The organism is Sphingobium cupriresistens LL01, from assembly GCF_001046645.1.
Lineage (GTDB): Bacteria > Pseudomonadota > Alphaproteobacteria > Sphingomonadales > Sphingomonadaceae > Sphingobium > Sphingobium cupriresistens.
The window spans coordinates 19476-32784 of sequence record NZ_KQ130441.1 but is presented as its reverse complement, the minus strand read 5'-3'; the positions used below and the strand labels follow the sequence as shown (position 1 = coordinate 32784).

General features: G+C 64.8%; 14 protein-coding genes and 1 pseudogene. 5 read left to right on the top strand and 10 right to left on the bottom strand.

What is annotated here, in order from left to right:
* Positions 1–42: 42 nt before the first annotated feature.
* Positions 43–369 carry a Rap1a/Tai family immunity protein gene (locus V473_RS24665; protein WP_223178489.1) on the top strand — a complete coding sequence of 109 codons (327 nt, stop codon included), beginning with the start codon at positions 43–45 and terminating at the stop codon, positions 367–369.
* Positions 370–485: 116 nt separating this feature from the next.
* Here V473_RS24665 and V473_RS24500 read toward each other — a convergent pair whose 3' ends face one another.
* Positions 486–785: a hypothetical protein gene (locus tag V473_RS24500; RefSeq protein ID WP_244884602.1), complete on the bottom strand. Its 300-nt coding sequence runs from the start codon at positions 783–785 to the stop codon at positions 486–488.
* An 18-nt stretch (positions 786–803) separates the two neighbouring features.
* On the opposite strand from V473_RS24500, the gene V473_RS21820 reads away from it, so the two are divergent.
* Genes V473_RS21820 through V473_RS21810 form a run of 3 tightly spaced genes read left to right on the top strand, consistent with a single transcriptional unit; the run spans position 804 to position 2319 of the window.
* Entirely contained in the window at positions 804–1658 is an 855-nt protein-coding gene (locus tag V473_RS21820) for a GGDEF domain-containing protein (protein ID WP_244884601.1), read from the top strand.
* Positions 1655–1939: a hypothetical protein gene (locus V473_RS24495; protein ID WP_014194372.1), complete on the top strand. Its 285-nt coding sequence runs from the start codon at positions 1655–1657 to the stop codon at positions 1937–1939. Before V473_RS21820 ends, V473_RS24495 begins: the two co-directional genes overlap by 4 nt.
* Positions 1930–2319 carry a response regulator gene (locus V473_RS21810; protein WP_066609335.1) on the top strand — a complete coding sequence of 130 codons (390 nt, stop codon included), beginning with the start codon at positions 1930–1932 and terminating at the stop codon, positions 2317–2319. The genes V473_RS24495 and V473_RS21810 overlap by 10 nt, the downstream gene beginning before the upstream one ends.
* Here the strand turns inward: V473_RS21810 and V473_RS21805 are convergent.
* The 9 genes and pseudogenes from V473_RS21805 to V473_RS21760 all read right to left on the bottom strand — a co-directional run bounded on the left by V473_RS21805 (position 2316) and on the right by V473_RS21760 (position 12388).
* Positions 2316–2672 (bottom strand): sigma factor-like helix-turn-helix DNA-binding protein, encoded by a 357-nt coding sequence (locus V473_RS21805; RefSeq protein ID WP_014194370.1) that lies wholly within the window; start codon positions 2670–2672, stop codon positions 2316–2318. The two genes, V473_RS21810 and V473_RS21805, sit on opposite strands and share 4 nt — an antisense overlap.
* 179 nt (positions 2673–2851) lie before the next feature.
* Positions 2852–3597: pseudogene (locus V473_RS23800) on the bottom strand (IS5 family transposase).
* A 543-nt stretch (positions 3598–4140) separates the two neighbouring features.
* Positions 4141–5793, bottom strand: a complete 1653-nt coding sequence (locus V473_RS21790; protein WP_066609334.1) for an FAD-dependent oxidoreductase — start codon at positions 5791–5793, stop codon at positions 4141–4143.
* Positions 5790–6560: an anti-sigma factor family protein gene (locus V473_RS21785; RefSeq protein ID WP_066609333.1), complete on the bottom strand. Its 771-nt coding sequence runs from the start codon at positions 6558–6560 to the stop codon at positions 5790–5792. Before V473_RS21785 ends, V473_RS21790 begins: the two co-directional genes overlap by 4 nt.
* Positions 6561–6562: 2 nt before the next feature.
* The gene (locus V473_RS21780; RefSeq protein WP_066609332.1) at positions 6563–7090 is read right to left on the bottom strand and encodes a sigma-70 family RNA polymerase sigma factor; all 528 of its coding nucleotides are present in this window, start codon (positions 7088–7090) and stop codon (positions 6563–6565) included.
* Positions 7091–7633: 543 nt separating this feature from the next.
* Positions 7634–8326: a TetR/AcrR family transcriptional regulator gene (locus tag V473_RS21775; RefSeq protein ID WP_169793978.1), complete on the bottom strand. Its 693-nt coding sequence runs from the start codon at positions 8324–8326 to the stop codon at positions 7634–7636.
* Positions 8323–9762, bottom strand: coding sequence for an efflux transporter outer membrane subunit (locus V473_RS21770; RefSeq protein WP_066609330.1), 1440 nt, complete (start codon positions 9760–9762; stop codon positions 8323–8325). Before V473_RS21770 ends, V473_RS21775 begins: the two co-directional genes overlap by 4 nt.
* On the bottom strand, positions 9759–11357 hold the full coding sequence (locus V473_RS21765; protein WP_066609329.1) for an MFS transporter: 1599 nt from the start codon (positions 11355–11357) through the stop codon (positions 9759–9761). The genes V473_RS21770 and V473_RS21765 overlap by 4 nt, the downstream gene beginning before the upstream one ends.
* Positions 11354–12388 carry an HlyD family secretion protein gene (locus tag V473_RS21760; protein WP_082679288.1) on the bottom strand — a complete coding sequence of 345 codons (1035 nt, stop codon included), beginning with the start codon at positions 12386–12388 and terminating at the stop codon, positions 11354–11356. The genes V473_RS21765 and V473_RS21760 overlap by 4 nt, the downstream gene beginning before the upstream one ends.
* Before the next feature lie 90 nt (positions 12389–12478).
* On the opposite strand from V473_RS21760, the gene V473_RS21755 reads away from it, so the two are divergent.
* On the top strand, positions 12479–13102 hold the full coding sequence (locus tag V473_RS21755) for a TetR/AcrR family transcriptional regulator (RefSeq protein WP_066609328.1): 624 nt from the start codon (positions 12479–12481) through the stop codon (positions 13100–13102).
* Positions 13103–13309 lie beyond the last annotated feature (207 nt).

Genomic DNA, 13309 nt, shown 5'->3' with positions numbered 1-13309 from the left:
GTGCGCCCCTTCCGAAATGATACTGCGGAATAGGAGACGAAAATGCGGCCAAGGCGATGGATATTGTTATGCGCCGCTTTGGCCGCCCTGCCTGATAGTGCGATCGGCCAAACCGAACCCGCGTCGGCGACGGGCTCGGCGTTGTTCGTAAGCTGTCAAGCGAATGAGCCGCGATGCGGCGCTTACCTCCAAGGCGTGCTCGACATGATGATCGTCGCGCGAAAAGCGGAATGCCGCGCTCCACGCTATGACCGATCGGCGCTGCGCGCGGCATATTTACGCTGGGCGGAGCAGAATAGCTATTTTATGAGTGTTCATATGGTGGCCGGAGCTGAACGCTCGTTAGCGAAGGCTTGGCCATGTCAGTAGCATCGTACCCCGCGGCGTAGCCTGCCCGGCGGCTGCCTTTGAGGGCAGGCGGAGCGTCCGCCTGGCGGTGAATTCCGCCAGCTCAACGATCCCATGTCGCGCCTCAAGCTCGCTAATTAGCCGATGTTCGCATTATGTCTGCCAAATCGTTGTCTGGCGCACAAACCTTGAGGTGACGCCCGATACTGGAATGGCTTGGCTTTCGCGGCGCGCGCGGGGGGCGCAACGCGGACGGGAAAGCAGCGTTCGCAAACGGCGCTGGCAATGTCTTCCAGCAGGCGCGCCGCCATCTGCTCGATGAAATTGCGGCCTTCCTGCTCACCTATGAGCTGGACGTGACGCCCAATAATCTTCTCACCGCGCACGGGGCCTTTTCCGGGTCCAATCCCGCCCTTGCGCGCAAGATCGCCCAGCATGTGACCGCTGGCCTAGCCGTGACACAGGAATGGCTGGACGAAATCACGGCGGCAGACGAGACGATCGACAAGCACGATGGCATCCAGCACCTCATGGCGAGGTTGGAAACGACGCTTGAAAGTTTCTCGAAGAACGCCAACGCCACGCGCAGCGCGACGGCCGATTATACCGACGAGCTGGAACAGCATGTGGCCGAGCTGGATCAGGTTCAGGGAACGGGGCAAATCCTTTCCAGCCTAGCCGATTTGGCGAAGGCGATGCTTGAGCGAACCCGCAAGCTGGAAACCGACATGCGGCGCAGCGAGGAGGAGGCCAAGGCGCTCCGCCGTAGTCTGGAACAGGCGCGGCGCGAGGCGGAGATTGACCACATGACCGGCCTTCCCAATCGCCGGGCTTTCGAGACGGTCCTAGAGCGGGAATATCGTGACGCCAGAGCGAGCTTTGACCCGCTGACCGTAGCTTTCTGCGATATAGACCATTTTAAGCGCATCAATGATACGCACGGCCATGATGCAGGCGATCGGGTCATTCGACTTATCGCGGAAATGCTTGCTACGATTTCGGACGATAATTGCCATGTAGCGCGCCACGGTGGAGAGGAGTTTGTTATGCTGTTCCGAGGCGTCAGCCTGTCCGAAGCGCATAAGAAACTTGACGGCTTGCGCGAACAAATGGCCGAACGTCGCTTGCGAAACCGCAAGACGGATGAACCATTGGGCCAAATTACATTCTCCGCTGGTATTGCGGACGTGTTTGATTTTCCTGATCCAAGGGCGGCCCTCAAAGCGGCCGATGAAGCCCTTTACGCCGCAAAACAGGGCGGCCGAAACCAAGTGATAATCGCACCCAAGGGAGGCGCGCAGGCCGCATGAGCGAGGGGACGCCAGATGAAGACGTATTCCCCGGCGCGAAGCTCTCCGATCCGGCAATGGTGCGGGCGATGGGCGGGGCGCTGGCGGTCCTCGCCGGGTTGCTGGAAGGGAAAGGCGTCTCAACGGTGGAGGAAACCTCCAATGTGCTGGGGATTTACGCTGTCATCACCGGGGAAACCGCACCCGATGAAGGTTTGATCCTCGCTTGCTGGGCGGGAATGTTGCGTGATGCGGCACAGGAGAAGGCCGAAAAGGACGGGGAGCCGGGAAAATGGGATTAGGATCGGGCAGCGCGGCCGTGCTGGTTGTGGAGGATGAACCCCTAGTCAGGACGATGGTGGCCGACATTCTTATGGACGCGGGCTATCGCGTCTTTGAGGCGTGCGAGGCGGCGGACGCTCTGGCGATCCTTGACGGCCGCGATGACATTGGCGCGGTGTTCACCGATATTGAAATGCCCGGAGGGATGACCGGCCTTGCCTTGGCCGCTGCCGTCCGCGACCGATGGCCGTCCATGCCGGTCCTCGTTACCTCTGGCCGCGTGCGACCAGGTGCAGGCGAATTGCCGAACGGCGCTGCCTATATCGCCAAGCCCTACATGCCCGGTGAATTGGTCGCCACGCTCGGCAAGATGCTTCCTCACCCCGATTCCGGCGATTAATGCTCCATCAGGCTGAATGAGCCGCGAACAAGGGCAAGCCCCACGGAAAGCCGTTCGGCCGCCTCTTTCTGCTCGATGCCTAGTCGTTTGGCGATTTGCTCGATCGAAAGCCCGTTCTGCCGATGCAGGAACAAGACGCGATCGGTCAAATGTGGCAATTCATCAACACAATCCCAAAATTCATCTTCGGGAAATGTCATGCGCGGTGACGCCATGCACGTATCTATTGATTGTTGCAGATAACAATCTGCGGCTGAATCATCGACCTCAACGAGTATCGCAAGAGCTTTTTCCATGAACTCTAGGGCAACCGCTTTCTGTTGCTCTCGATAGATATTGGAAGAATCAACCATAGCCTAGTCCTCCTTTCGGTCGCTGTAGGGAGGACGATGACTCAACAATAGGGAAATTGCACGCGCAACTAGGGCCAGATTGAGCAGTAATTTTATTACAACGGCAAGCAGCCCTCGCCTGCCCGGACAGGGGCGGCGCGTGGCATCGGCTAGATTGTTTGTTGGTCTTCCGACGATGGCTAGGTTTCGTGGACAAAGGGTATCCATAGTTTGACTGAGGCGAGTGCGACGAAGCCGAGGTAAGATTCCTTGGTTTTGTCGTAGCGGGTGGCGACCCGCCGCCAGTTCTTGAGCTTGTTGAACAGACGCTCGATGAGGTTGCGCCATTTGTATTTCGTGCGATCGTGCGGGGCGGGATTGCGCCGGTTGACCTTGGCCGGGATTACCGCCTCTACACCGGCTGCCTCGATCTCCTTGCGGATGGCGTCGGCATCGTAGCCCCGATCAGCCAGGAAGGCCCCGATCCGGTCGCTAATCATGCGGAACAGCGGAGCAAAGCCCTGCACATCGTGCGCCTGTCCGGGCGTCAGCACGAAGCCGAGCGGGAGGCCTCTGGCGTCGCATCTGGCGTGGAGCTTGGTGGAGAAGCCGCCTCGCGATCGGCCAAGCGCCTCGGTTTGCTGAGTCCCCTTTTTATGCCGACAGCACAATGATGTGCCCGGACCACCGTGCTATCGATCATGTCGGCGGATGTATCGCGCCCCGCCAACTCGCCCAACGTCTCGAGCATGGCATCGAACACGCCGGTCGTGACCCAGCGTCGATAGCGCCGGAACACGCTGTTCCACTTGCCGTACTCATCGGGCAGATGCCGCCATTGCGCGCCGGTCCGGGCGATCCACATCATGCCTTCGAAATAGGGGCGGTTATCCTGTGCCGGGCGGCATCCACGACCATGTTCAGGCGGCAGAAGCGCCCCGATCACTTCCCATTCTTCGTCTGTAACGCCGATCCGCTCGCCCAAGGCTGCCTCCAAAAGCCAGCCTTGAATCAGCGACCGAGTCCACAGTCAAGCTTTGTCCACGAAACCTAGGCAATTCAGTTGCGGGCCTGTTTCGTCGACGGGGCTGCTCCCTTTTCGCGAGTGACAATCATCGGGATAGCTTTGGCCGATGTATGGACCCGCTCAGCAAGATGGTCACCGGCAACGCCGGGAGACGAACGGCGGCCAAAGAAACTATAGCGAACGCTTCGCCGGAACGGGCAATGGCCAGACGCGCACGGCTATATCAAGGCGGAGCAGAAGACAGGCCGGATTCGCGGACGGGGCGGTCCGCGGTGAGTGCGCGGATGATCGCCTTTCATGGCGGCGGATCAGCCGAGGCGCAAGATCGCGACATGGGCGATCACCGCTCCAAGTATGAAAGCCGTTGTGGCGCGGTCGAGCAACGCCGTGATCATATAGGATCATGAAGATGGCTGGCCACTCGCCGACAGGAAACAATGCCCCGGTTCCACCCGCCATCGTTCAGGACGCTTTTCGCCCGAGCAAGACGTCGTCGTTCCAGGCGTAGGCCGCGTGAATATCGGACGCACGGCGGAGACGGACGAGCGCGGCCGAGATACGATCGGCAGTACGCAGCGCCAAAGCGGCAATCGTAAGGGTGGGATTTGCCCACCCAGCGGTGCTGAATGTCGATGAGCCCACGACATAGAGATTGTGCAGCCCGTGAACCCGTCCATCCGCATCCACAACGCCGGTGCGCGGACTGGTCGACATCCGCGTTGTTCCGATATGATGATAGCCGCCGATCGGGTGCGACGAGATCAGCGGATCGCTTTGCCACCGAGGCCCGTCGCCCGCCAGCCAGGCCGCCGGCTCGACGCGCCCGCTTCCGAGCCTGGTCAGCTCCTCGCCAAGCGCGCCTACCAGTCCGCCCATACTCCGTTTGTCGAGCGCCGACAGCCGCCAGTCGAGCTTGACCCGCCGGACACCCAAGGCATCGACCTCGCCTCCCAAGGTGATGCGACTGTCGGGGTTCGGGGCTTGCTCGGCGCGAACCAGAAGCGCGATGTCGGCCAATCCCGCCTTGTGCAACAGCCAGGGACGCGCCGGATCGATGTGCCGCTGCGCCCAGTTCGCGGCCTTCTTCGTCGCCATCCAAAGCGCTCGCCCGCGTCTGGTCGGTTCGAGATCGTGCTTGAGGCTCCCGTAAACGCGCATGCCGACGAACTGCGTGGCGCGGGCGGGCTGGCGCGCGACGATCGTCAGCGAGCTGTTCAGCAGACCCTCGCGGCGCTGAACTTCGGCGGCGGGCGTGATCAGCGCCGCGACATCCTGCCCGTCGATACGGTGGCGCCGCGCGAAGGATTTGAGGAGGTTCCAGCTATCACCGCCGACGATGCGGCCGCCGCGCGCATGCGGATGTTCCATGAAGTAACGACCGACTTGATCATATTGGTTGCCGATGTCGGAGGTGAGGAGAAGACGGGCATTTTCTATTCCGCCCGCCGCGAGCACAACGACATCGGCGGAAACGATCAGCCGTCCGCCTTTCAGCGAACGCGCCTCTAGACGCTGCACCGCGCCCGCGCGCCGCTCGATGCCCGTAACGCTTGCATGGCAAATGACCTGGCAGCGCGGATGCGATATTATGTCGTCGCAGGCGTCGAAGGTGAAACGGTTGAAGCGCGGATCGAAAGTCCAGATGGGCGTGTTGAGCATCTGATCGCTGAAGTGCGGAACAGGCACGCCATGCGAACGCAGGTCGGCGATATTGTAACGCCGATCCGGCAGCCCGAACATCGGGCGTGCCTCGGCGTAGTAAGGAGCCAGATCGCTCCAGCCGATCGGCCAACCCGAGTGGGGTACCCAGTCGCGACGCTCGAGATCGATCGGATCGAGTTCGGCGCAGCGCCCACCCCAGATCGCGGTCGTGCCGCCGAAGAAGCGCATTCGCGCGTCGTGGAGCGGATAATAATCCTCGCCGATATTGGCACCGGCGTTGAGGTCGGCGGTCGCCGCCTCGAAATCCTTGCCCCCGCTTTCGAGCAGTAGCACCTCGTGTCCCGCGGCAAGGAGGCGGCGCGTCAACGCGATCCCCGCCGCTCCGGCGCCGACGACACAAATCTCCGTCTGGCGCCGGATCGCACCGTCGATATCGTCAAGGTCGAGCATCATCGCGCGTCCTGATTGTCCGCAAGATCGGACGCGGCGGGTGCGAGGAAGTCGGCAGAGCCTCCCATCAGCACATAGACCGTCCCCTTGCGGGCCCAATAGGCGATATCGTCGCCCTTCACATTTGCCATCACGGGCACTCCCGGAAGGCCTTCGCTGGCGCGCGCCGCGAACAACGACAATTGCCTTTCCGGCCCGGCATCGATGACGATCTGCAAGCTCGGTCCGTAATCGGAGGGGAACAGCTGGACATCCTCCACACGCCATCCGCGCGGCATCTCGGGCACCGCGATATGCGTTGCGTTCCTCACGTCGGCCGGATCAAAGTTCGGTATTTCGACTTGGGACGGCATCCGCGACCGGACCATCGCGGTTCGGTGCGACATCAGCGCTTCTTCGACAAACTCGGGCACCGCCGCCTTGGCCGGCGTCACGACATGCCAGTCCTGCCAATAGGGCGCGCTGACGAGCGAAAGGCCGATCAGGACCATGGCCGTCAGTGCGGCGCGGCCGAACCGCCGGCGAGCGCCACCGCGTCTCAAGGCCGTGGTCAGCTGCTCGGCCGACCGGCCAATCCGATCGGGGACCGGCGCGGTGGGCGCGAAAGCGAGTGCCCGCATGGCATCGCGGGTGCGAAGGTCCGCCAGGACGCGCGCCGCGACGTCGGGATTGCGGACAAGATAGTCGGCGACCTCGAGCCGTCCCACGGGGTCGAGTTGATCGTCGACATAGGCCTGAAGTTCGAACTCGCTGATGCAAGGCTTGTCCATATCTAATCCTTGACGATGCGAAGCTGCGGTGTCGCGGGCGCGCCGATTTCGCGTTCGTCCAGTTCGCGCAGCCGGGTTCTGGCGCGCGAGATGCGCGAGATCAGCGTGCCGATCGGAATGCTCAGCGCCGAAGCCGCTTCCTGATAGGAAAGCCCTTCGCACACGACGAGATGCAGCGCCGCGCGCTGATCGTCGCTGAGCTCGAGGAGCGATCTTTCGACCTCGGACAGGCGAAGACGGGTTTCCTGCTCGGACGGTGGCGTCTCGGCGGGTAGTGCCGCCATGGCCGCGAGATGTCGATCCCGAACGCCGCGCTGTCTAACATCGCTCACGAAGCGGTTATGCAGTATCGAAAAGAGCCAGGTCCGCAGTGAGCGCTCGGGCCGATATTGATCGGCGTGGGTGTAGGCGAGTACGAGCGCGTCGTGGACCAGATCCTCCGCAGCGCTGTCGTCGCGTAGCAGCGACCGCGCGTATCGGAGCAACGCCGGGACATGCTCGGTTACCTGATTGTCGGGAAAACGGGTCATCGAAAAATATACGCGGGGCTGCGCGAATTAATCCGCTCGCCGTTCGAATTTCGCGGACCGTTTTCAAAACAGGCCCTTGTCGATTGCAAAGATGCGGCGTTTTCATGCCGATGATCGGCAGGGCAAGGTCCGCACGTCAATTTTCCTGCCATTTTTGTCCGCCTTCCGAGAGAACCAGCGAAGCGGCCCAAGCACGATGATTTCGGCCGAAGGGCGGCAGGTCGCATCGCATTTTCGCGGTGCGCGCCGCCTGAGCCGTTGTGGGCCGGATCACATTAGGAGGCGCGCGTCCCTGTGCGCTATCACACCAAGGTATGGCCGACCCTGAACGGCGGTATCGGAGGCATTTTCCTTGAGTGAAGGCGCGCCGCCGACCCGATTGACTGGCATGCCTTTCACCGCCGACTTTTGAGGAAACGGCGTTGATCCGCCGCGCCCCGCCGTCACCAAATTGCCGCTGCCGTGGAACGACCTAGTGGGATCGGAGGCGGGCAGGTTGGAATCGGCGGACCGCCATCCCTGAAGAGACGTCCCCGGGACGGACTAAGGGGCGCGGCCCTGCGCGCCGACGACCGCCCGCACCGCGGCACGGTCATCTCGTTGCATTTCGCTCTCGTCCCCATCTTCAGGGGCAAATAGCGTCTTCAGCGCATCGATCACGAAGCCAGCCTGCGTCGAGGGCGCCGCGCCGATGGCGTCAACGGGCAAGAACAGCCGGTGCGGGTCAAGCCCGAGGCAGATCGCTATCACCAAGCGTGCGGCGCGGCGCGGATCACCGCGGCGAAACGCCCCTGCCCGCATATACAGGGCAAAGAATTCTGCAAGGCGTGCTTCGACAACGCCGACGAGGCGGTCGTAGAGCAGGTCACCGACCGCGATCCGGTCGGCCTCGGCCGCGACTTGCCGCTGGAGCTTCAGCGCCGCCGACGACGAGATAGCCGCAACGAATGTATCGACAAAAGCCGCCAGAATCTCGAACGCTTCTCCCGCGCGGTCGAGCACGGCCAGCGTGTCGACATGAAAGTCACGGCTGTCGGCATCGACGAACGCGGCGAACAGCGACGCCTTCGAATCGAAATGGTTCCACAAAGCCGATTTCGACCCGCGAACCTCGGCCGCGATCGCCGACATCGTCGCCGCACCATAGCCGTGCGCCAGAAAGTGGCGCCGCGCGACCTCCAGGATGCGGCGCCGCTGCGCCTCGCGGCGGTCGGCCAGCTTCGCCGCGCGGGTCATCGCGGCGAGGCCTTCCCCTCTGTCGCTTCCCATCCGCCGCCGAGCGCCTTGTAAAGCGCGGCGAGCTGCTGAAGCCGGCCCGCCTTCGCCTGGATGTGGAAGCGGTCGGCGGCGCTATAGGCGATCTGCGCCTGGAGCAACGCCGTCAGATCCTCCTCGCCCGCACGGTAACGGCGGCGCGCGAGCCCGACCGCTTCGGCGGCGGCGGTTCGTGCCGCCGCGCGTTCGGCGGCGACAAAGCCGGCCGCCGCAAAGCGGTTGATACTCGTCTCGCTGTCGGCGAGCGCACCGAGCACCGCACGTTCGTAGCGCGCGCTCGCGGCGTCGGCACGTGCATCGGCAGCGCGGATCTGGGCGCGGATGCGCCCGCCCGAGAAGATCGGCCAACGTAGCGACGGCCCGACCTGGAAGCGCAAACTGCTGTCCGAGGGGAGGTCACCGGGCCGGCGCGCCTGCAGCCCGATGCCGCCGATCAGTGAGAGGCGCGGGAAAAGCTCGGCGGTCGCGACGCCGATGTCGGCGGTCGACGCGGCAAGGTCGCGCTCGGCGAGACGAATGTCGGGGCGGCGGCGGAGCAGGTCCGAGCGCAACCCTGCGGCGACATCGAAATCGGCCGCCGGCATCGGCGCGGGCTGCCGCAGCCGTGCGTGCAGCGCCTCGGGCGGCTGGCCGACGAGAAGAGCGAGGCGGAAGGCGGCGGCCGCCTCGTCGCTTTCATAAGCGGGGACCGCCGCCGCCGTCGAGCGCGCCTGCGTTTCGGCGCGCAGGTAATCGACGCGCGACGCTGCGCCGACGCGCAGCCGGTCGCTGACGAGCCGTGCGATGCCGGCCTGCGCCTTGGCGTCGGCGACAGCGTTGCTCCGCAGCGCCTGCGCGGTCCGCAGATCGATATAGGCGCGCACGACCTCGGCGATTACCTGGAGGATCACCCCGCGCCGCGCCTCCTCGGCCGCCTCGGCGCGCGCTTCGCTGCTCTCGATCGCGCGCTGCGTGCCGCCCCACAGGTCGATCTCCCACGAAGCATCGAAGCCGACGTCGTAGATCGCGAGGTTGCGGCCGAGCCCGGGAACCTTGCCGACGGGGAGCTGACCATTCTCGCTCAGCCGGTTTTGCGTCGCGATCGCCGACACGCCGGCCTGCGGCAATTCGCGCCCGTACACCGCGTCGCGATTGGCGCGCGCCTCGCGCAGCCGTGCGCCGGCTTCCTCGATATCCTTGTTGCCCGCAATCGCCGCCTCGACCAGTTCGGCGAGCAAGGGATCGTCGAAGCGCCGCCACCACATACCGTCGACGGCCTCGCTGCTGACCGGACTCGCCCAGGCCTCACTCAGCTGCGTTTCGGGGGGGCGGTAATCGGGGCCGACGGTGGTGCAGCCGACGAGCGCGGCGGCAAGCAGCGCGGTCGGTGCAGTACGGGTGCGGATGGACTGGGTCATGATGCAGCCTCTGCTGGAGCGGATTTCCCCATCGTCCTCGCAAGGAGAATCTTGATTGCGACGATGCACGGCGCGCCGACGACGAAGAGCAGCGCGACGAGGTTGAAGGCGGTGTCGAAGGCGATCACGGCGCCCTGCCCGCCGACCGCGCGGCCGACCATCGCGGTCGCGCTCTTCGCCGCCGCGCTCGCTTCCACCCCGCGCGCGACGAGCAGGTTCGTGATCGCCGCGATGCGCTCGGCGAGCGCGGGCGAGCCGGAGGTGATCGCGGCGCCCAGCATCGTCTGGTTGTGGACGAGGCTATGGTCGATCGAGGTCTGGAGCGCCGCGACCCCGGTCAGCCCGCCGAGCTGGCGGCCGATGTTGAAGATGCCGATGCCGTAGGCGACGCTCGCCGCGGGCAATTTGGTGAATGCGATCAAGGTGATCGACAGAAAGAGGAACCCGAGCCCGAGCCCGCGGAGCAGGATCGCGGGCATCATGTCGGCGGCGCCGCTCTGGGCGTTGGACCCCGACAGCATCCACATCGCAATCATGATAGACAATATCCCGAGCGGCACCGTCGCGACCGGCGGCAGTCCGCGCGCTTGCATCAGCCATGCCGACAACAGCAGGGTCGCGAGGAAACAGGCGCCGCTCGGCAGCAGCAGCGCCCCCGCCTCGGTCGGGGTGAAGCCGAGCACCGACAGAGCGAAGGCGGGGATGACGAAGGCGCTGCCGAACAGCGCCGCGCCAGCGACAAAGCTCACGAAGAAGGCAAAGACGAAGTCTTCCGTGCGGAACACCGACAGGTCGAACAATCCCGAGGCGCCGGCGCGAAATTGGCGCGCGGCTACGAGCGCCAGACCGCCGATCGCGAACACGCTCAGCCAAGCGATGCGCTGTTCCTCCAACCAGTCCCAGCGGCTGCCTTGCGTCAGCACATAGGTCGCCGCGAGCAGCGCCGCGCCGAGAGCGAGCAGCCCAACAAGGTCGAGGGGGCGCGGCGGCGCGGGGCGCTTCGGCGTGTCGCCAGCGAGGATCAGCAGCCCCGCCGCGCCGAGCGACAGCGGCACCACGGCCGCGAAAATCCAGCTCCAGTCGCGCTGGTCGACCAGCCAGCCCTCGAACAGGGGCGCGGCGGTCGCGGGCGCGACGACCGAGCCCATCGCGAACAGCGCCTGCAGGAAGGGCTGGCGGGCCGCGGGCCAGGTCCAGAACAGGATCGCCTGCCCCGCGACGAGCAAGGTCGCGCCCGACAGCCCCTGCACCGCGCGGAGGACGACGAGAAGGTCTAGGCCGGTGACGGCGGCAGCGAGCGCTGAGGCCGCGCCCATGACCAGCGTCGCGGCGAGCAGAACTTGCCGCGGATCGACACGCGTCAGCAGCCACGGCGCGAAGGCGAAACCGATCAGCTTGAACGCGGTAAAGCCTACGTCGAGCCCGGCGAACTCGTCGGGGGTCGCCGCCGTATCGCCGATAATGTCGGCGCGGCCGAGCGCGAGGATCGTGCTCGCGAGCGCCTCGGTCAGGCAGGCGAGCAATATGCCGACGACGAGCAGCCAGCCTGGCGTCGCCGCGACGCGCATCTTGGCCGGGGCGGCGGCCGCGGTCATGTCCGGCGGCCGTGCAGGACCTCGACCCGCGCCGAAAGCCCGGGCACGAGCCGCCCCGCAAGCGGATTGGTCCGCAGACGGATCTTCACCGGGACGCGCTGGACGACGCGCACGAAATTGCCGGTCGCATTGTCGGCGGGAATCAGCGCGAAGGCCGATCCGCTGCCCGGTGCGAGGCTATCGACAAAGCCCTCGATCGCGACGTCGGGATAGCCGTCGACGCGGATTCGCACCGCCTGGCCGGGGCGGATATATTCGAGCTGCGTCTCCTTGAAATTGGCGACAACATAAAGATCGGCGACTGGCACGATGTCGAGCAGCGCCGCGCCCGGCGAGACGAGGCGTCCGACGCGGACCTGGCGATTGCCGACGACGCCCGCGATCGGCGCGCGCACCACTGTATTGTCGAGGTCGATCTGCGCAAGATCGCGCGCCGCTTCGGCCTGCGCGAGCGCAGCGAGTGCTGCGGCATGCTGCGCGCCGAGCAGCTCGACCCGCTGGCGCTGCGCATCGAGCGTGGCCTCCGAGGCGGCAACCCCTGCTGCGGCACGCGCGTGCCCCGAGTTGCTTTCGTCCACCTGCGCCTGGCTCACCGCGCCGCCGTCGACCAGCGCCAAGCGCCGGTCGCTGGTCTTGCGCGCGAGCGCGAGGTCCGCCGACGCCGCGCGGCGCTGCGCGGCAGCCTGCCGCACCAATATATGCTGGAGTGCGATATCCTCGCGGCTGCTCGCGACGCGCGCGCGCGCCGCCTGGACATTGGCCTGGGCTTGCGCGAGCTTGGCGCGATAGTCGCGGTCGTCGATGCGGAACAAGATATCGCCCGCGCGCACCGCCTGATTATCCTTGACCTCGACCGCGACGACATAGCCCGCGACCTTGGGCGCGAGCGAGGTCACGTCGCCGCGCACATAGGCATTGTCGGTCTCCGCCGCCTCATCGCCCGCCGCCAATATCCAGAGGAGCAGTGCGACGAGAACCGCCGCCGCGATCAGCAGCAATCCGGTCTTCTTGCGTTTGGTCAGACTCGCCATGATCGCCTCCGGTAATGGACGTTACCATTGACCCTTACGGTAATGATCATTACCAGTCAATCTATCCAGAAGTAGTGGGGAGTATCTGTTGTGAATGAGGCGGCAGCCGGAAACCGGGGCAAGGTGGGGCGCGACGCCTTACTAGAGGCCGCCGCGGCGATCTTTTTCGAGCAGGGCTATGCCGCGACGCGCATCGACGACATCATCGAACGCGCGGGCGGATCGAAGCGCAATATCTATGACCAGTTCGGCAACAAGGAGGGGCTGTTCACCGCGATCGTGTCCGACCATGCCGGGCGCGCGCTCGCGGCGTTGTCGCTGGACGATCCGGGACCCGGCGGGCTCCGGCCGATGCTGCTCGCCTTCGGCCGCCAGCTGATCGACATCTCGCTGTCGCCCGCGCTGCTCGGCGTCTATCGCATCGCGACAACCGAGTATGCGCGCTTTCCGGATCTGGTGCGGCGCTTCTACGATCTCGGCCCGGGTCTCGCGAGCGCGACGCTTGCGAAGGTGCTTGCTGCTGCCGAGGCGCGCGGCGAGATCGGCTCGTGCGACGCACAGGCGGCCGGCGACCATTTCGTCGGAATGATCCGCGGCAATCTCCACCTCCAGGTGCTGCTGGGATTGCGCGCTGCGCCAACCGAAGTCGAACGGACCGCACTTGTCTCCTCCGCGGTCGACATATTCCTGACCGGACTCGGCCACCGACGCTGACCGGGAAATTCTCTCATTCTTCGGACCAGCGTGCGGGGCTTAGGTTTACAGGTTCAAAACCTAAGCACCCAAGCATCCGACACCGGAAAGACGAGCTGCCCGTCAAGCCATTATAATATAGAAACATATTGGATATGGATTTGAGCTTAGGTTTCGTGGACAAAGCTTGACTGTGGACTCGGTCGCTGATTCAAGGCTGGCTTTTGG